The following is an 18,739-nucleotide window of genomic DNA, read 5'->3' on the forward strand; positions in this document are numbered from 1 at the left end:
GGGGGTATAGCTCAGTTGGGAGAGCACCTGCCTTGCACGCAGGGGGTCAAGAGTTCGAATCTCTTTATCTCCACCAAAAGAAAGTTATGAAGTAATTCATAACTTTTTTTGTTATATAAAAATAATTTATCTTTATTATTATATTACAACTCTATTTTTTAAAGTATAATATAGATAGAGAAGTTTACATTTGGGAGGCCAGATAGATATGAATTCTATAGAAAGAAGAGATAATATAGTAAAACTTCTGTTAGACAGTTCTTCACCTATTAAAGGAACTGATATAGCAGAGAGATACAATGTTACTAGACAGGTGATAGTAAGGGATATAGCCATATTAAGAGCTAAAGGAATCAATATAATGGCAACTCCAGATGGTTATATAATAAATAGAAATGATGGAAAAGTAAAAACAATAATAGCTGTAAATCATAAAGAATCTGAAATGTTTGAAGAAATGAGTACAGTAATTAAATATGGCGGAACTATAGAAGACGTTATAGTTGAACATCCATTATACGGTGAAATAAAAGGTATGTTAATGGTAAAGAATTTTAATGAATTGAATAAATTTATTAACAAATATAAAAATCAAAAAGCTAAATTATTATCTGTATTAACTAATGGAGTTCATTTACATACTATATCAGCGGAGACTAATGAAGATATTGAAGCTATTATATCAGAATTAAAGGACAAAAATTTTATAGTTTCAGATTAGGAGGATTTACTATGGATTATGATGTATTAATATTAGGTGGAGGAATTATTGGATGTGCGGTAGCTTATGAATTATCTAAATATAATATAAATATAGCTTTAATAGAAAAAGATTATGATGTAGCTAATGATATTTCATTTGTGAATACTACTGTAATATATGATGGATCTGAAACATCTGATTCTGTTATGGCATCTCTTGAAAATGAAGGAAGAAGTCTTATTGAAAAACATTGTAATAAATTTCAAATCCCTTATAAAAAAATAGGAGCATTAAGGGTTTCTGATAGTGAACATGGTGATGAACGCCTAGAAAAAATGTATGAAAGAGCAAAAGAAAGAAGCATATCTGGAGTACATATAATAGATAGGAATGCTATTAAGGATATAGAACCTAATCTAAAAGCTGAATATACTAAAGCATTATATTGTGAAAATACTGCTATCATTTCACCTTATAATTTAGCAATATCTTATGCAGAGGTAGCTGCAGATAATGGAGTAAATTTTAGATTAGAAGAAAAAGTTCTTGATATAAAAAATATTTCAAAGGGATTTAAAGTTACTACAAATAAGAACAAATTCACATGTAAGTTTGTGGTAAATACAATACCTAATGAAATTTTTTCTGATTCTGACAACAATAAAAGTTCTATAATAAGTAGAAAAATGAATTATATATTATTTAATGATAAGCTTAATAATCATATTAATAATATAATTATTAATGAAATTGATGACAGTGCATTTATAATAGATATACCTACATCTTCAAATGGAAATTTAATTGGAATTAAGGGATATGACTCTTTGGACATGGAAAAGGGAATAAGTCTATGTAAAAAGATAATACCAGATATAGATAAGCATACAGCAACAAATATTTTTACTGAAACATATAGCAAAGATAGTGTATGTATAGATGAAAATAAAATTGAAGAAGGATATATAAAAGTAAGAGGAAGTCATTATGCTAAAATAACTATTGCACCTGCAATAGCTAAAAAAATAGAAGATGTATTAAAAACTAATATGAATATAACAGCTAAAAAGGATTATGTAGATAAAAAACGTGATATATATGTATTTAAGAATATGAGTAGAGAAGAAAGAAATGAAATAATAAAATTAGATTCGAGATATGGAAATATTATATGCAGCTGTAATTGTATTTCTGAAGGTGAGATAGTTGATTGTATTAGACGACCTCTAGGTGCAAGAACTGTTGAGGGAGTAAAGAGACGTACAGGAATTGGTCTTGGAAGCTGTAATGGCGCTTATTGCAATATGAAAATAATTAAAATTTTAGCTAGAGAAATGGATAGAGATATTTTAAGCATAGTTGACGATTCTACAGAATCTAAAGTTTTAGTTGGCAGAATAAAAGAATTTTCTGAGATTTAGCTTGGAGGTATATTTGATTAATATGAACGAAAAAGATATTTTTACTAGTTTAGTAAGGGTTAAAGGAAATCCTAATTATAAAGTTGTTTCAGTAAAGAGTACGGAACCTATAGAAAAAGCATTATGGAAAGAATTATCGAAAGTTTTAAGCAGAATCTATATAAGTACTCCAGTTAATATTGGTGATATTATATGTAAGAATATTATAAATAGTGGAGTAGATATTGTTTGTACTAAAAAAATTGATAATTAATTTTTATAACTAAAAAATTACTTGTAAAAATTTTTAAATAGATATATACTACTGAATAGATAATATTTTAAATAGGCGTTATTATAAAAGCTACGATTTATTAATATCTTCAGAGAATCGATGGATGGTGTGAATCGATGATTATTATAAATCTTTCCACTTTTAGAGCTGCTGGCGATAAGTCAGAAGGGTTATGCCCTTTATAGCATAGTTAAAGAGGCTAATATGTTATATATGATATATTGGCAAATTAGGTGGCAACGCGGATACATTCGTCCTATTATAGTCTTTTTAGGCTGTAATTGAGGCGAATTTTTTTATATTTATTTCTTAATATATAAGTTAATAATTTTGGAGGGTGTTATGTTAGATTTAAAATTTGTTAGAGAAAATCCAGACATAGTAAAAGAAAATATTAAAAAGAAATTCCAAGATCATAAGTTACAGCTTGTTGATGAAGTCATTGAACTAGATAAGGAAGCTAGAAAGGCTCAAACTGAAGCTGATGCTTTAAGAGCAAACAGAAAATCAGTGTCTAAACAAATTGGTGCATTAATGGGGCAAGGAAAAAAGGAAGAAGCTGAAAAACTTAAAGATCAAGTTAATAGAGATGCTGAAAAATTAGCTGAACTTGAAGAAAAAGAAAACAGACTTCAAGAAGAAGTTAAAGAAAGAATGATGAAAATTCCCAATATTATTGATCCATCAGTTCCAATAGGAAAAGATGATAGTGAAAATGTTGAAATTGAAAAATTTGGAGAACCAGTAGTTCCTGATTTTGAAATACCATATCATACAGATATTATGGAAAAGTTTAATGGAATTGATCTTGATAGTGCTAGAAAAGTTGCTGGAAGCGGATTCTATTATTTAATGGGAGATATTGCTAGACTTCATTCAGCAGTAATCTCATATGCTAGAGATTTTATGATAGACAGAGGATTTACATATGTTATACCTCCATTTATGATAAGAAGCAGCGTAGTTACTGGTGTAATGAGCTTTGAAGAAATGGGAGAAATGATGTATAAAATCGATGGTGAAGATTTATACTTAATTGGAACAAGTGAACATTCAATGATAGGTAAATTTATTGATACTATTGTTGATGAAAAAACATTGCCTCAGACTTTAACAAGTTATTCACCATGTTTTAGAAAAGAAAAAGGTTCTCATGGAATTGAAGAAAGAGGAGTTTACAGAATACATCAATTTGAAAAACAAGAAATGATAGTTGTATGTAAACCAGAAGAAAGTAAAGAATGGTTTGATAAGTTATGGAAAAATACTGTTGATTTATTCCGTTCTTTAGACATTCCAGTAAGAACTCTTGAATGTTGTTCTGGTGATTTAGCTGATTTAAAGGTTAAATCTCTTGATGTAGAAGCTTGGTCTCCAAGACAAAAGAAATATTTTGAGGTTGGAAGTTGCTCAAATCTTTCAGACGCTCAAGCTAGAAGATTAAAAATCCGTGTAAATGGTGAAGATGGAAAGAAATATTTCCCTCATACATTAAACAATACTGTTGTTGCACCACCAAGAATGTTAATTGCTTTCTTGGAAAACAACTTAAATGCAGATGGAACTATAAGCATTCCAGAAGCTTTAAGACCATATATGGGTGGAAAGAGTGTAATTAAATAATTTTTAGATAGTATGCTGTATTAAATTATGTTTAGCCTTAATTTAATACAGCATAAATTTTAAATTTCACCTGTTAATTACCTAGTACTTTATTTGCTATTTCATTAGATGGACTTATAAATTCAATCAGATCTTTACTTGATAAAGGTTCATCATAAGGAGTATCAGAACTATATAAACATTTATCTGGAAGTTCTGTGATTGCAATACGAGCAACTATGGAACTGGGAATAAACGTACTATAAGTGGAAAATGGAAGCTTCAAATTTTGTAGACAATATATACTAAAAAAGTAGTACGTTTTAATGAATTGCAAAGGATGTTGGGAAAAATTACAACCCAAACATTAACAGATCAATTAAAAGAACTTGAAAGTCAAAAAATAATAGATAGAAAAGCATACCCAGAAATTCCTCCTAAAGTTGAATATTTATTAAGTTCAATAGGAGAAACAATAGAACCAGTACTAAAATCATTATGTGATTGGGGAAATAATTATTTAAACTTATTGGGTAATGAAATAGAATTAATTCTAAATACTTATAATATTTAATTTGAAAAAATAAAGAAAAAATGTTGACAGAATTAATTAGTATTGATATAATAAATCTTGTCGTGAGACATGGAGAGATGGTCGAGTTGGTTTAAGGCACCGGTCTTGAAAACCGGCGTACCTTCACGGGTACCTAGGGTTCGAATCCCTATCTCTCCGCCATTTTTTTTACACAAAAATAAATTGGAAAATACTGTGAGATAAAGACGTATGGAGAATTACTCAAGCGGCTGAAGAGGCGCCCCTGCTAAGGGCGTAGGTCGGGCAACTGGCGCCCGGGTTCAAATCCCGGATTCTCCGCCAAAAACATCTAACATTTGTTAGATGTTTTTTATTTGTATAGGAAATTATAGAACTTTTAAAACTCTAATCTATTAATATCAATGAATTAAGAGCCGTGAAAAGGTTAAAGTGTTATCCACGAATGTTTATGGCAGAGCCACTTTGTTCTTCTTTAGGAAATTATATATTTGGACAATCTGTAGATAACTTTGGAAAGGGGCGGAAACACACAGTCTGCGAAGCAGATTTTTTTATTTGAAAAGAGTTAGTGTATAGATTTTAAAATAGGAATATATATTTTTTTATTCATTTAGAAAAATTATAAATTAAGTTTAATTCAAAAAAATTCAATCAAATCTAATCTAATTATGGATTAAATTATACTTTATAATTTAATATATCTTAATGTACAAATAAATATTAAATAAAATATAAAAAATGAAGAAAAAAATGTTGACAGAATTAAGCAGCGTTGATATAATAAATCTTGTCATGAGACATGGAGAGATGGTCGAGTTGGTTTAAGGCACCGGTCTTGAAAACCGGCGTACCTTCACGGGTACCTAGGGTTCGAATCCCTATCTCTCCGCCATTTTTTTTACACAAAAATAAATTGGAAAATACTGTGAGATAAAGACGTATGGAGAATTACTCAAGCGGCTGAAGAGGCGCCCCTGCTAAGGGCGTAGGTCGGGCAACTGGCGCCCGGGTTCAAATCCCGGATTCTCCGCCAAAAACATCTAGTTTTTACTAGGTGTTTTTTTATTGCTAAAAATAGTATTATTTATTATTTTTGGCATCAAAGTTTATCTTAACATTAGGAATTATTATTATAATTATAAATCTATTTTTGATTAAAGCTTAGTAGTAAAATTAATATATATTATTAGTTAAGGTTATGATAAAAGTTATTTGAATAAAAACTTTTATAAGGCATATGTATTATAAATTAAATTTAATTTAATTATTGAACATGTTAATTTAGAAATTTTATAGATTTTTATTCAATGTATTCTGTAATTAAATAGGTTATATTTAGATTTTTGTAAAGTAATCTGTGAGTGGATTGAGGGATGAGATGTGTTGAATGGGAAAAAAATATACTTAAGATTATTAGAACAAGATGATATACAAAAGTTAAAAGATATATGTGATGAAGAAAATGTTAAGAAGTACAATATAATATCAGATGATGATAAAGAAAAAGAAAAAGTTACTTTAAGAAAAGCGTTTAGCATAATTAATAAAGATAATACTTTGATTGGCTTCATAACCTATAAAGAAAATATCTATAACATGGGCTTATATATTTTAGGAATAACAATAGGAAGCAAATATTGGAATAGAGGATATGGACAGGAATCTATAAAAGTCTTTTTAAATTATTTGTTTAATGAATTAAATGCATATAAAGTGGAATTAGAAGTGATGAAGAACAATATTAGGGCAATTACATGTTATAAAAAGTGTGGTTTTATTGAAGAAATGATTAAGAAAAGTAAAAATTCATTAGATCACAAATATGTAGATACTATAATTATGGGAATAACTAAAGATGATTTTATTAAATATTAAAAAATAGAAAAGGTGAGTGAGAAATGAGCATCAGGTTTATTTATGGGAGAGCAGGAACTGGAAAGAGTAGATGGTGTATAGATTCCATTAGAAAAAATATTGATAAGAATGAAAATCATAGATTAATTCTTATAGTACCTGAACAATATACATTCAATACAGAAAATAAAATATTAAAATCTATAGGTGAGCCAGCTCTTTTAAGGACTAAAGTATTAAGCTTTAAGAAAATGGCTCAGGAAGTATTTGAAGAATGTGGAGGTCGTGTTAAAGAGATTATAAAGGAATCTGGAAGAAACATGCTTATACACAAGGTTCTCAATGATAAAATTGATTCTTTAGAATATTTCAGAAGAATTTCAAGAGAACAAGGATTTTATGAAATTATATCAGATATTATTTCAGAGTTTAAAAAATACAATGTTAGTATTGAGGCTTTAAGAGATTTAGAGGAAAGAATTCAAGATTCTGAATTATACAGTAAGATAAAAGAATTAGCAGTAATATATGATACATTCAATAATGAAATGGATGAGGGATATATTGATGGCGATGATGAACTTACGTTATTAAGTAGAAAATTATTAGAAAATGATATATATTCTGATTCAGAAGTATGGATAGATGAATTTAGTACATTTACGCCTCAACAGCTAGAAATTATAAGGCTTCTTGCAAAGAGATGCAAGAGGGTTAATATAACTTTATGTATGGATAATGTAGATGAAGTGAAAGAAAATCAGGATATTACAGATGTATTCAATATTGTAAAAGGTACAGAAAATAAAATATTGAAGATAATGAAGGAAAATAATATTTCTTATGAAAAACCTATTGATTTAAATAGAATAACGAAAGCAGAAGGAAAAACAGATAGATTTAAAAATTCACCAGAACTTGAACATATAGAAAAATATTTTTTCACATATCCTTTTAATTCATTTAAGGGAAAATGTAACAGAGTTAAATTGTATAAGGCAAACAATATTTATGATGAAATTGAACGTGTAGCAAAGAGTATAACAGGTCTTATAAGAAGTGGAAAATATAGATATAATGACATATCTGTAGTTTGTAGAAATGTTGATGATTATGAGAAGATTACAGCGGTTATATTTAAAGAATACAATATTCCATACTTTTTAGATAAAAAACTTCAATTATTAGATAATCCTCTTATAGTACTTATAACTTCAGCATTTGAAATATTATTTAAGGATTGGTCTTATGAGAGCGTATTTAAGTATTTAAAGACAGGTCTTACAGGAATGAATAATGAATATATAGATAGACTTGAAAATTTTATTTTGGAATATGGTGTTAAAGGATATAAATGGACTTCTAAAGAAATAGCAGATCAAGATTGGATAAAAGATTCAGAAGGAAATATTTCTGATAACAATAATTTTATGTCTGAAATTATGGAAGAAATGAGAATACCTCTTTTAAAATTTCATAACAAAATAAAAGGAAAGCATACAGTAAGACATATATGCAAGTCTATTTATGAATTTTTGATTGATATAGAAGCATTCTCAAGAATTGATGAATGGATTGAAAAATTTGATGAAGCTGGTTTGGAAGATAAGGTAAAGGAATATAGCCAGGTTGAGGAAATTGTTATAGATATTTTTGATCAGGCAGTTGATGTAATGGGAGATAAAGAACTTGAATGCTTTGATTTCTTTAAAATATTGAATTCGGGATTTACAAATGAAGAGATAGGAGTTATTCCAGCAGCATTAGATCAGGTGAATATAGGTGATGTAGCAAGAATAAAGGGAAGAGATGTAAAAGTACTTTATATTGTTGGTATTAATGATGGAGTTTTACCATCTTCTAAAAAAGATGAAGGTATACTGTCTGATAATGATAGAAATATTTTAAGTGAAATGGGTATGGATTTGGCTTCAACTACAAGAAATAAAATATTTGAAGAGCAATTTTTATTGTATACAGCATTAACTATAAGTAGTGATTATCTAATGCTTTCTTATCCAATGGCTGATTTTGAAGGAAAATCTTTGAGACCATCTATAGTAATACCTAGAATAAAGAAAATACTACCAAATCTTATTGAAGAAAGTGAATTGTATGATTTATCAGGAAAAATGGATAGATTAAGTAAGGTTGTATCGCCAATTCCAACATTTAATGAACTTATATTGGCAATGAGAAAAATTTATGATGATGAAGATGATGTTGAAGAATATTGGAGAGAAGTTTATAAATGGTTTAAGGAAAATAAGGAATATGAATATAAGGTGCAAAACATATTTAATGGATTAGATTATTCAAATCTGAAGAATACAGTTAGTAGGAAGGATTTAAGACAATTATATTCAGATGTACAGGGGAAATTAGTATTTAGTGTTTCAAGATTAGAAAAATATGCAGAATGTCCTTTTTCATATTTTGTACAATATGGCCTTAAAGCTAAGAATAGAAAAGTATATGAATTTACACCGCCTGATTTAGGATCATTTGTACATGAAATTTTAGATTTATTTACAGACAGAGTTAAAAAGGAAGGATTATCATGGTCAGAACTTAATAATGAAAAATGCAAAAGCATGGTATCTGAACTTATAGATAAAAAACTTAATGAAGAGACAAATTCAATTTTAAATAGCAGTAAGAGGTTTAATTATTTATCGCGTAGATTTAAAAGAGTAATTTCAAAGTCTGTTACTGTAATGGCAGAACAGATAGGAAAAGGTGAGTTTGAAGTATTCAAAACTGAATTCAATTTTGGAAATTATGATACAGGAGAAGCAATTACACTGGATTTAGAGAACAATGAAAAGGTATATCTTCAAGGAAGAATTGACAGAATAGACACTTTAGACCTTGATGGACAGACATATGTAAGAATTATAGATTATAAGACTGGTGCTAAAAAGTTTGATTTAAATGAATTATATTATGGACTTCAAATGCAGCTTTTAGTATATCTTGATGCTATTATAAAGAATTCTAAATATATTTTAGAAAAGCAGGTTATACCAGGAGCCGTATTGTATTTCAAAATTGATGACCCAATTATAAAGAGCAAAAAAGAAATGACAGTAGAAGAAATAGAAACGGAAGTAATGGATGAGCTTAAGCTTAAAGGGTTAGTTTTGAAGGATGCAAAGGTTGTAAAAGCCATGGATAGAGATGTTGAAGGATATTCCTTGGTTATTCCAGCAGCATTTAAGAAGAATGGAGAATTCAAATCTACAAGTGATGTAGTTACAGAAGAGGAATTTTCGTTATTAAGGGAATATGTTAATAAGAAGATGATTTCTTTATGTGAAGATATGCTATGTGGAAATGTTAAGATTGAACCAACAAAGCAAGCAAACAGGAGCTATTGTGAATTCTGTGATTTTTCATCTATATGTCAGTTTGATACAAGTATAAAAGATAACAAATATAAAATTGTAAATAAGAAATCAAAAAATGAAATATGGGAGAATATAAGAAAAAAAGTTAAGTCTACACACAATGGGAGCATTGAAGCTGATGGAAACATAAAAAATAGTGAAAACATAGAAGAATAGGAGGTTTAGCAAATGGGTGAAACAAAGTGGACGAAAGAGCAGCTCAGCGCAATTGAAACCAGAAATTGCAATCTTCTTGTTGCAGCAGCAGCAGGATCAGGTAAAACAGCAGTTTTAGTAGAGAGAATTATAAGAATAATAACTAATGAGGAAAATCCAGTTGATATAGATAAATTATTAGTTGTTACTTTTACAAATGCAGCAGCTGCAGAAATGAGAGAGAGAATAGCGGCAGCCATATCAAAGGCATTAGATAAGGAACCTACGTCAAAAAATCTTCAAAAGCAACTTACATTATTAAATAGAGCTAATATAACAACAATGCATTCATTCTGTCTTGATGTAATAAAAAATAATTTTCACAAGATAGATCTTGATCCATCATTCAGAATTGGTGATACTACAGAAGGCATATTATTAAAGGATGAAGTTATAGAGGAACTTTTTGAAGAAAAATATGATGAAGAAGATAATGAATTTACAACACTTGTTGAAGCATTCAGCAGTTATAAAAATGATGATAATTTAAAAGAACTTATTCTTGATATGTATAACTTTACTATGTCTGGACCTTGGCCTGAAAAATGGCTTAAAGAAAGTGCAGAAGCATTTAACATAAGTACTCAGGAAGAACTTGATAAAAGCAGATGGGTTCAAATTTTAAAAGACAGTATAAAAATTGAACTTGAAGGTTATATAAAGATGCTTAATAAGGCAATTGAAATAATAAATGAAACAGATGGACTTGAACCTTATCTAGATACATTTTCAAGCGAGCTATATTCAATAGAAAAGTGCTATGAATCAATGGATTCTGGTCTTGAGGATATATATACTTCATTATGTGCAGTGTCTTTTGGAAGACTTAAATCTATAAAAAAAGATAAAGTATCTGATGAAAATGCTCAAAATACTGTAAAAGATATAAGGGATGACATAAAAAAGAAAATTTCAGATTTGATAAATAGTACTTTTTCTGTAACACCAGAAGAAATGCTTATAAATATAAAAGGTGCTTATCCTAATATTAAGAAGTTAACAGAACTTGTATTAGAATTTGGAGAAAAATTCAGTAAAAAGAAAAAAGAAAAAAACATTCTGGACTTTAATGATCTGGAACATTTATGTTTAAAAATATTAAGTGAGATAGATGAAGAGGGAAATATAAAACCATCAAAGACTGCCATAGAATTTAAAAATTTATTTGATGAAGTTCTTGTTGATGAATATCAAGATTCTAATAATGTTCAGGAAGCCATAATAGGACTTGTTTCAAGAAGAGATGATGAATTTCCTAATGTATTTATGGTTGGAGATGTAAAGCAGAGTATATATAGATTCAGGCAGGCAAAACCAGAGTTATTTATAGATAAGTATATTAATTACACTTTGGAAGAAAGTGATAATAGAAAAATCCAATTATATAAAAATTTTAGAAGTCGTAGAAGTGTTATAGATGGTGTTAATTATATTTTTAAAGAAATAATGTCTAAAACAGTAGGTGAACTTGAATATACTGATGAGGAAGCATTAAACTTAGGTGCCTCATATGAAGAATCAGATGATGAAAATATAATTTTAGGCGGTTCAATTGAGGTTAACATAATTGATAAGCATGTTGAAGAATTTGAATCAGAAGAAGATGATGAGGAAAAAGAAGAAGTTGAAGGAGTAAATCTTGAAGGAAAAGTTGTTGCAAAGAGGATTAAAGAATTAATTTCTGGCAATGGAGATAAAGTATTTAAGGTGCTTGATAAAGAAACAGGGGAATACAGGCCACTTAAATATAAGGATATTGTAATTTTGCTTAGAGCCACAAAAAACTGGGCAGAAAGCTTGTTAGATGAACTTGGTCAGGGAGGTATACCAGCATATGCAGATACTGGTTCTGGTTATTTCGAATCTATTGAAATAAGAACAATAATGTCTTTATTGAGAGTAATAGATAATCCATTTCAGGATATACCTATAATATCAGTACTTAAATCTCCTATAATGGGATTCTCAGCAGAGGAACTGAGTAAGATAAGACTTATTGAATCTGATAAATATTTCTATGAGAACATAATAGATATTGCTGAAAATCTTAGTAAAGATAATTCAAAAGAACTTATAGATAAATGCAGATTATTTCTTGATAAGCTAAAGGTGTGGAGAAGAAAAGCAATATATATGCCTATAGATGAATTTATATGGTATTTATATATGGATACTGCATATTATGGATATGTTGGTGCCATGCCGAATGGAGTATTAAGACAGGCGAATTTGAAAATATTATTCCAAAGGGCAAAACAATTTGAACAGACCAGCTTTAAGGGGCTCTTTAACTTTATAAACTTTATAAATAAGCTTACAAAATCCTCTGGAGATATGGGAAGTGCCAAAATACTTGGTGAAAATGAAGATGTAGTAAGAATCATGAGTATCCATAAGAGTAAGGGATTAGAATTTCCAGTTGTATTTTTATGTGGCACAGGAAAACAATTTAATTTAATGGATTTAAATAAAAATATATTATATCATGATGAACTTGGTTTTGGACCAGATTATGTGGATCTTGAAAAAAGGATGAGTATAGGAACAATAGCAAAAGAAGCAATTAAGAAAAAAATGAAACTTGAAACACTTTCAGAAGAAGTTAGAATTTTATATGTTGCTTGTACAAGGGCAAAGGAAAAACTAATAATTACTGGAACTGTCAAAGAAACAGAAAAAAGTATAGAAAAGTGGATGACTTCAGCATCCTTAGATCACAATATAATACTGCCTTCAGAGGTACTTAAGGGAAAATCATATTTGGATTGGATTGGAATGGCATTATGTCAGCATAATGATGGAAGAATATTGAGAGAAAGTATTGCTGCATCTGATGAAATTTCAAAAGATGATGATTCTAGATGGCAGATTAACCTATGGAGAAGAAATGATATTATAGAAAGTGATTCAGATATTATTGAAGAAGAAGAAAAAGATATAAAGTCAGAAATATTGGATGAAAAATTTGATAAGGATATTTATGCTGAAGTAAATAAGAGACTTTCTTATGAATACCCATTAAAAGAATCAACAATATTAAAGAGCAATATTTCAGTATCAGATTTAAAGAAGAGAAATTCAGATGAATCTGATGTCACAGTCGAATTTATTGATATTGATGAAAATTGTGATGAAGATAATAAAAAGAAACAAGTGATTACACCTAAATTTCTTAAGGAAGAAAAAGGACTTACAGCGGCAGAAAAGGGTACAGCAGTACATTTTGTAATGAGGAAGATAAATTTGGATAAGGTTTCATCTTTAAATGAAATAAAAGAACAGATTCAAGAGTTGTATGATAATGAATTTATTTTAGAAGAAGAAATGAAAGCTGTTAATCCATATAAGATATTAAGTTTCTTTAAAAGTGATTTAGGTAAGATGATGATTGAGGTTCATAAAAAAGGAGAGAAAGTATATCGTGAAATTCCTTTTTATACAGAAATAAGCAGTATGGATATAGATAAAAGTCTTGATAAAAAATATAAAAATGAAAAAGTAAGACTTCAAGGAATTATAGATTGCTTTTTTGAATATGATGGAGAAATAATATTGTTAGATTATAAAACAGATTATGTACCCAAAGGTAAAGAAAAAATATTTAAAGAAAAATATTTAAAGCAAATAGATTATTATAGTGATGCTCTATTTAAAATAATGGGAAGAAAAGTTTCAAAAAGGTATTTGTATTCATTTTATCTTGAAAAAGTGATTTCTATATAAATTTATGATAAAAAAAGACTGAATTGTTGTAAAATATGGTAATTCAGTCTTTGTGATTTTATTGAATTTTATACATAAAAAACAAAATAATTTCTCATATTAAAAGAATTACTTTATAATTACTTTACTTCCTTTAGGGATATTATTATATATCCATTTGGAATCAGAAATAGAAAGTCTTATACAGCCATGTGATGCTGGTTTATTTAATGTATAATCAACAACTGTAGCTTTATCTTTGTCAAATGGAACAGAGTGGAATAATATATCACCTACAATTTGAGTCCAATATTTACCGCCTTGATTATATTTAGACGAAAAAAACCAATCACCTTTTTCTAAAGTTGTAAATGAACCGGTAGGAGTCTCTTCTCCAGAAATTCCTGTGGAGCATGGGCATACCTTTAGTAATAACCAATTGTTCTTACTTCCTTTATAAATATATGTTTTTTGAGTATTTATATTAACATTTATAAAATATTCAGTGTTGCTCTGAATGTTTAATGTATTTATATTATCTGTAGTTATGTCATTTGTCAATGCGAGAGAAGAAGCTTCAACAAGTTCAGAATTTTTATCAAAATAGGCCTGCTGCTTATCTTTTATTTCATCTACCTTATTTTTAACATCTGAATCGTTTTTTATTAAATCTTTATTCTCATCAAGAATTGAAATAGCTTTACTATAATAGTCATGTTCAGATAATTCATCACAATATTCAAATATATTTCTTTTAATTTGTTCACGAGCTTTATTACAATATTTTAATGATGAAGTATAATTTAAATCTAAATATGATACTTTTGAAAAATATGAAAGGGAATCAATATAATTACCATCAGAAAAACATTCAATACCATTATTATAATCAGATATTGAGTTTTTTAGGTAAGGTGATGAATTTGAAATATCAGTTAATTTATCAAAAGGTATGATATTGTATCTGTTTATTTCATTAAGTTCCCATAAGATATTTTCTGGAGAATCATTATTGTTGTTTATTGCTTCTGAAATTTTTGAAAGTTCAGAATTAAAATATTCAGTAAGATCTTTATTTAAATTAATTAACCTGAATGGATTATTTAATTCATTTGTAAGAAGAATATTATTTGCTTCAATATACTCATAATTTGAAAATTTATTTTTGAAATTATTTATCAGTTTATTATACTTAAATTTTTGCCAAAAGCATAATAAAGATATAATTGATATTATGGTTAATATATGTATAATAATTTTTTTATTATTTATATTTTTGAATTTATTCAAAATTAATACCTCCTATAAATATACATACCATGTAAGAATATTTGCAGTATAATAAAATATACTTAAAGTGGTATAATAAAAACTTTTATCTATAATATTAACAATAAAAGCAAATAATAAACCTTGATATTTCAAGTATTTTCAATATGTTATAATATAGAAAGTAAGAATATTTTTAACTAAAGACGTTGTGGGGAGGAGAAGATGAAGTTTAAAATTAATTTTTTTAAGAAGTTTATAGCGTCCATTTATGATATGGATTCATTTTCAAAGTATGCCAAAGAAGGTCTGTTAAAAGCTATTATATATATTATGATAGTGTGTGCTTTTATTGGTATTATTAAAGGTGGATTTTTAGGATATAAAATCAATTCTGAGATAAATTCAATCATAAATTACATTGAACATAATGAAATAAATATATCAATAAGGGATGGAATGTTAGATTTAGAATCAGATATTACCAAATCTTCTTTTGATAATATTTATTTTGATAATATTAAGATTTATGAATATACAGATTTTTCAAACGTTTTTTATAATAATAAGGCAGATATTCTAATATTAAAGGATGGAATAGTATTTAATAATTATGGAGATATAGAAATTTTGAATTATAGAAATATTTTTCCTGGAGAATATGTAGATTCACAAACTATAATAAATACGGTAAAATCATTTTTAATGTTAATTACATTAGCAATTATTCCTGTTAGCATATTAAATATAGTAAAAGGATTAATTATTAATTATTTAATAGTTGTAACAGCTGCGTTATTAGTATCATTATTAATGAAAATGGTTGTAAAATATAAAGCATTATGGTCTATAGTTATCTATGCATCTACACTACCTTTAATTATTTTGACAGTATTAAATATTATCCAGCCTAATATTAATTTTGACATGGTATTTGTCGGTGGAACGTTAACTTATGTAATATTAATATTGAGATATATAAAGAAAGAGATAATACAGAATTTAATTAAAGCAAGAAAAGATAATAATAACAAAAGAGAAGTTTAATTTTAGTTATAATTATAAATAGAGTTTGTAAATAAAAGAAAAGATAGGAAATAAGCTTTTTTTAAATAACTTATTTTCTATCTTTTCTATTTTTAATTTAAACAATAAATTGTGAATTTGTTTCAGAAATAGTTTATGTTGATTATTTTAAAGATTTCTTTTTTACAAAATAGTCAATTATTAAAGCTAAGGCACCATCACCAGTTACATTTGTAGCAGTACCAAAACTATCTTGAGCAGAATGAAGAGCTATCATAATTGGCTTTTCAATATCAGTAAATCCAAGCATTCCTTCAAGTAATCCTAAAGCAGCCATGACACCTCCTCCAGGTACTCCTGGAGCTGCAACCATTGTAATACCGAGCATCAGTATAAATGGGAGCATTAAGCTTAAAGTTGGTGTTTGTCCTTTCATTAACATAACACCAATAGATGTTAATACTAGAGTTATTGTATCACCTGCCAAATGAATAGTAGCACAAAGTGGAATTACTAAACTTGCAACATCTTCAGAAACATTATTATCTTTTACAGAAGCTAATGTAACAGGAATTGTTGCAGCAGATGATTGTGTTCCAACAGCTGTAAGATACGCTGGAATCATTGTTTTTAATAATTTAAATGGATTTTCCTTTCTCAATATACCAGCGATTGAATACTGACATATTAGATATATAATTTGTAAACTTAATAATACAGCATATACGCTTGCAAAGGATTTTAATGTTGTAAATATTTCACCTGTTAAGGATAATTTTGAAAATATTGCACAGATGTATACTGGAACCAAAGGAATTAGTATATTGGAAATCACTTTAGATATTATAGAACTAAATTCTTCAAATCCTTTTAAAAGTGAACTGTTTTTTATTTGTGACAATCCAATACCAAAAATGAAAGCAAAAACTAATGCTGACATTATATTTAACATAGCAGGAATTTCTATTGTAAAATATGGATCAATATTAATATCTGAATTGGAAATTAAGCTTGCAGTTGTTATTAATTTTGGCAATATTGCAGAACCAAAGAAAAAAGCTGCAGTACCTGCAATTACAGTAGAGGTATAAGCTAATATTGTTGTTATTAAAAGAATTTTTCCAGAGCTTTGTCCTAAAGAAGCAATACCTGGAACAATAAATGCAATTATTATTAATGGAATTACAAAGGATAAGAAATTTCCAAATAATGAACTGAAAGTTGAAAGTATTTTGACTGGAAAAATTATATTGGTACTTTTACAGATTAAGCCAATAAAAATTCCTAATACTAATGCTAAAAAAATACGTTTAATTAAAGATAAATTCCTCAAAGAAAGCCCCCCTTTTTTTCTTATCATCAGTTGGTGTATGCTTATAAAAAACATATGTATGCGTGATAAATACAAATATACATTATAAGATAAATTTCGTCAATAGTTTATATGAATGGAGGTTAAAATACAATTTTATATATTTAAATAAATATGAATTAATAAAAAATGAGAAATATCATTAAAATTTAGGTTATTACATTAGTTGTTAAAAAATGGGTGTTGTGATATTATAGAGAGGTGGTATATAGTAAAAAAATAAGAGAGAGGGGTTTTGATGAAGTTTAACAATGAGTTGGAACAAAATTGTGAAAATGAGAATTTAAAACGAAAATTAAATGAATTATCAAAAGAAGCCATTATTGAAAAGTATGTAGAATTGTATGAAGATAAGCATAGACAAGAGGATTTTATTTTGAACATATCTCATGATTTAAGATCTCCATTAAGTATAATATTGGGAATACTTCAGTGTTATAAAAATGAATCTGATGAAAAAAAACGTACTAAACATATGGATTCTATAAAAAGAAATTGTTATAAAATATTAAAACTTATTAATAATATTATAGATGCTACTAAACTGCAAGGAAGAAATTTTAATCTAAATAAACAAAATATTGATATAATAAATTTAGTGGAATGGAATATTTCTGTAACTGATAAATATGCAAAGATGAAAAATATTTCATTAGTATTTGATACAAATGTTGAAGAATGTATTATTGCAGTGGATATAAGTGCTTTTGACAGAATAATTATGAATCTTCTTTCTAATGCAATTAAGTTTTCTAGAGAAAATACATCTGTATTCATAAATGTCTGGGAAAATAATGACATTGTAACTATTTCTGTAAGAGATCAAGGCATAGGGATACCTGAAGCGGAACAAAAAAATATTTTTGATAGATTTGTTCAATCAAGCAAGATAAACAAGAATCAATATTCAGGAAGCGGTATAGGATTAGATCTTGTTTATAATCTTGTTGCTGCACATAATGGAACTATTGAATTAAATAGTGCAGAAGGTGTTGGAAGTGAATTTAAAATAAAGATACCAATAGTAAAAAATAAAAAGGATAATAATAATGAATTAAATAGTGGAATAAATAGTAAAGTTGATATTTTTGAGGTGGAATTTTCAGATATATATATATAATTATTTAAGTACTAAAATTGAAAGCAATACAGTATGATTGTATTGTTTTCAATCATATTATATTGGGTCTTAATGGTGATATTTTATATTTAAGTAAATAATAATCTTGATTATTGAAGTGTCATGTGATAATATAAGGATGTTGTAAAAAATATATGGAGCGTTAGTTAAACGGATATAACTTACCGCTACGGACGGTACATTAAGGGTTCGATTCCTTTACGCTCTGCCATTT

Annotated in this window: 13 protein-coding genes, 6 tRNA genes and 1 other annotated feature; of the genes, 16 read left to right on the plus strand and 3 right to left on the minus strand. The window is 27.5% G+C overall.

Annotation, left to right across the window (positions count from 1 at the left end):
- From Q0F58_RS11540 to serS, 5 genes are all read left to right on the plus strand, one after another.
- Nucleotides 1-76 (plus strand) — tRNA-Ala (locus tag Q0F58_RS11540).
- Nucleotides 77-208: 132 nt separating this feature from the next.
- Entirely contained in the window at nucleotides 209-721 is a 513-nt protein-coding gene (locus Q0F58_RS11545; protein WP_294376597.1) for a transcription repressor NadR, read from the plus strand.
- Between the two features lie 11 nt (nucleotides 722-732).
- Nucleotides 733-2,124, plus strand: a complete 1,392-nt coding sequence (locus tag Q0F58_RS11550) for an NAD(P)/FAD-dependent oxidoreductase (protein WP_294376600.1) — start codon at nucleotides 733-735, stop codon at nucleotides 2,122-2,124.
- Nucleotides 2,125-2,146: 22 nt separating this feature from the next.
- Nucleotides 2,147-2,377 carry a DUF1667 domain-containing protein gene (locus Q0F58_RS11555; protein WP_294376603.1) on the plus strand — a complete coding sequence of 77 codons (231 nt, stop codon included), beginning with the start codon at nucleotides 2,147-2,149 and terminating at the stop codon, nucleotides 2,375-2,377.
- A gap of 69 nt (nucleotides 2,378-2,446) precedes the next feature.
- Nucleotides 2,447-2,660: a binding site (T-box leader), on the plus strand.
- An 80-nt stretch (nucleotides 2,661-2,740) separates the two neighbouring features.
- Nucleotides 2,741-4,021, plus strand: coding sequence for a serine--tRNA ligase (gene serS, locus Q0F58_RS11560; protein ID WP_294376606.1), 1,281 nt, complete (start codon nucleotides 2,741-2,743; stop codon nucleotides 4,019-4,021).
- A 73-nt stretch (nucleotides 4,022-4,094) separates the two neighbouring features.
- Here serS and Q0F58_RS19645 read toward each other — a convergent pair whose 3' ends face one another.
- On the minus strand, nucleotides 4,095-4,286 hold the full coding sequence (locus Q0F58_RS19645) for a hypothetical protein (RefSeq protein WP_367118176.1): 192 nt from the start codon (nucleotides 4,284-4,286) through the stop codon (nucleotides 4,095-4,097).
- A gap of 54 nt (nucleotides 4,287-4,340) precedes the next feature.
- On the opposite strand from Q0F58_RS19645, the gene Q0F58_RS11565 reads away from it, so the two are divergent.
- From Q0F58_RS11565 to addA, 8 genes are all read left to right on the plus strand, one after another.
- Nucleotides 4,341-4,574 carry a winged helix-turn-helix transcriptional regulator gene (locus Q0F58_RS11565; protein ID WP_367118177.1) on the plus strand — a complete coding sequence of 78 codons (234 nt, stop codon included), beginning with the start codon at nucleotides 4,341-4,343 and terminating at the stop codon, nucleotides 4,572-4,574.
- A gap of 71 nt (nucleotides 4,575-4,645) precedes the next feature.
- Nucleotides 4,646-4,736, plus strand: a tRNA-Ser gene (locus tag Q0F58_RS11570).
- Nucleotides 4,737-4,786: 50 nt separating this feature from the next.
- A tRNA-Ser gene (locus Q0F58_RS11575) sits at nucleotides 4,787-4,877 on the plus strand.
- 480 nt (nucleotides 4,878-5,357) lie between these two features.
- A tRNA-Ser gene (locus Q0F58_RS11580) sits at nucleotides 5,358-5,448 on the plus strand.
- Between the two features lie 50 nt (nucleotides 5,449-5,498).
- Nucleotides 5,499-5,589, plus strand: a tRNA-Ser gene (locus Q0F58_RS11585).
- Between the two features lie 347 nt (nucleotides 5,590-5,936).
- Nucleotides 5,937-6,431: a GNAT family N-acetyltransferase gene (locus Q0F58_RS11590; RefSeq protein ID WP_294376609.1), complete on the plus strand. Its 495-nt coding sequence runs from the start codon at nucleotides 5,937-5,939 to the stop codon at nucleotides 6,429-6,431.
- Between the two features lie 23 nt (nucleotides 6,432-6,454).
- Nucleotides 6,455-9,976, plus strand: coding sequence for a helicase-exonuclease AddAB subunit AddB (gene addB, locus Q0F58_RS11595; protein WP_294376611.1), 3,522 nt, complete (start codon nucleotides 6,455-6,457; stop codon nucleotides 9,974-9,976).
- A gap of 12 nt (nucleotides 9,977-9,988) precedes the next feature.
- The gene (addA, locus tag Q0F58_RS11600) at nucleotides 9,989-13,738 is read left to right on the plus strand and encodes a helicase-exonuclease AddAB subunit AddA (protein WP_294376614.1); all 3,750 of its coding nucleotides are present in this window, start codon (nucleotides 9,989-9,991) and stop codon (nucleotides 13,736-13,738) included.
- Nucleotides 13,739-13,846: 108 nt separating this feature from the next.
- Here the strand turns inward: addA and Q0F58_RS11605 are convergent, their stop codons facing one another.
- Nucleotides 13,847-15,007, minus strand: a complete 1,161-nt coding sequence (locus Q0F58_RS11605; protein WP_294376617.1) for a L,D-transpeptidase — start codon at nucleotides 15,005-15,007, stop codon at nucleotides 13,847-13,849.
- 204 nt (nucleotides 15,008-15,211) lie between these two features.
- Here Q0F58_RS11605 and Q0F58_RS11610 point away from each other — a divergent pair, with 204 nt between their 5' ends.
- Nucleotides 15,212-16,033 (plus strand): DUF1189 family protein, encoded by an 822-nt coding sequence (locus Q0F58_RS11610; RefSeq protein WP_294376622.1) that lies wholly within the window; start codon nucleotides 15,212-15,214, stop codon nucleotides 16,031-16,033.
- Between the two features lie 142 nt (nucleotides 16,034-16,175).
- On the opposite strand, the gene Q0F58_RS11615 is transcribed toward Q0F58_RS11610, so the two are convergent.
- Nucleotides 16,176-17,345 (minus strand): dicarboxylate/amino acid:cation symporter, encoded by a 1,170-nt coding sequence (locus Q0F58_RS11615; RefSeq protein WP_294376625.1) that lies wholly within the window; start codon nucleotides 17,343-17,345, stop codon nucleotides 16,176-16,178.
- A gap of 277 nt (nucleotides 17,346-17,622) precedes the next feature.
- On the opposite strand from Q0F58_RS11615, the gene Q0F58_RS11620 reads away from it, so the two are divergent.
- A complete protein-coding gene (locus Q0F58_RS11620) occupies nucleotides 17,623-18,504 on the plus strand; it encodes a sensor histidine kinase KdpD (RefSeq protein ID WP_294376629.1) in 882 nt (293 codons plus the stop codon).
- A 157-nt stretch (nucleotides 18,505-18,661) separates the two neighbouring features.
- A tRNA-Arg gene (locus Q0F58_RS11625) sits at nucleotides 18,662-18,736 on the plus strand.
- The last annotated feature ends 3 nt before the right edge of the window (nucleotides 18,737-18,739 follow it).

The sequence above is a fragment of the uncultured Clostridium sp. genome (genome assembly GCF_934754915.1).
In the GTDB taxonomy this organism is placed as follows: Bacteria; Bacillota; Clostridia; order Clostridiales; family Clostridiaceae; genus Clostridium.

Excerpts from the sequence above, each read along its gene's own strand:
- Q0F58_RS11545 (WP_294376597.1), top strand. The coding sequence starts at position 209 with ATGAATTCTATAGAAAGAAGAGATAATATAGTAAAACTTCTGTTAGAC.
- Q0F58_RS11550 (WP_294376600.1), top strand. The coding sequence starts at position 733 with ATGGATTATGATGTATTAATATTAGGTGGAGGAATTATTGGATGTGCG.
- Q0F58_RS11555 (WP_294376603.1), top strand. The coding sequence starts at position 2,147 with ATGAACGAAAAAGATATTTTTACTAGTTTAGTAAGGGTTAAAGGAAAT.
- Q0F58_RS11620 (WP_294376629.1), top strand. The coding sequence starts at position 17,623 with ATGAAGTTTAACAATGAGTTGGAACAAAATTGTGAAAATGAGAATTTA.
- Q0F58_RS11610 (WP_294376622.1), top strand. The coding sequence starts at position 15,212 with ATGAAGTTTAAAATTAATTTTTTTAAGAAGTTTATAGCGTCCATTTAT.
- Q0F58_RS11565 (WP_367118177.1), top strand. The coding sequence starts at position 4,341 with ATGTTGGGAAAAATTACAACCCAAACATTAACAGATCAATTAAAAGAA.
- serS (WP_294376606.1), top strand. The coding sequence starts at position 2,741 with ATGTTAGATTTAAAATTTGTTAGAGAAAATCCAGACATAGTAAAAGAA.
- addA (WP_294376614.1), top strand. The coding sequence starts at position 9,989 with ATGGGTGAAACAAAGTGGACGAAAGAGCAGCTCAGCGCAATTGAAACC.
- addB (WP_294376611.1), top strand. The coding sequence starts at position 6,455 with ATGAGCATCAGGTTTATTTATGGGAGAGCAGGAACTGGAAAGAGTAGA.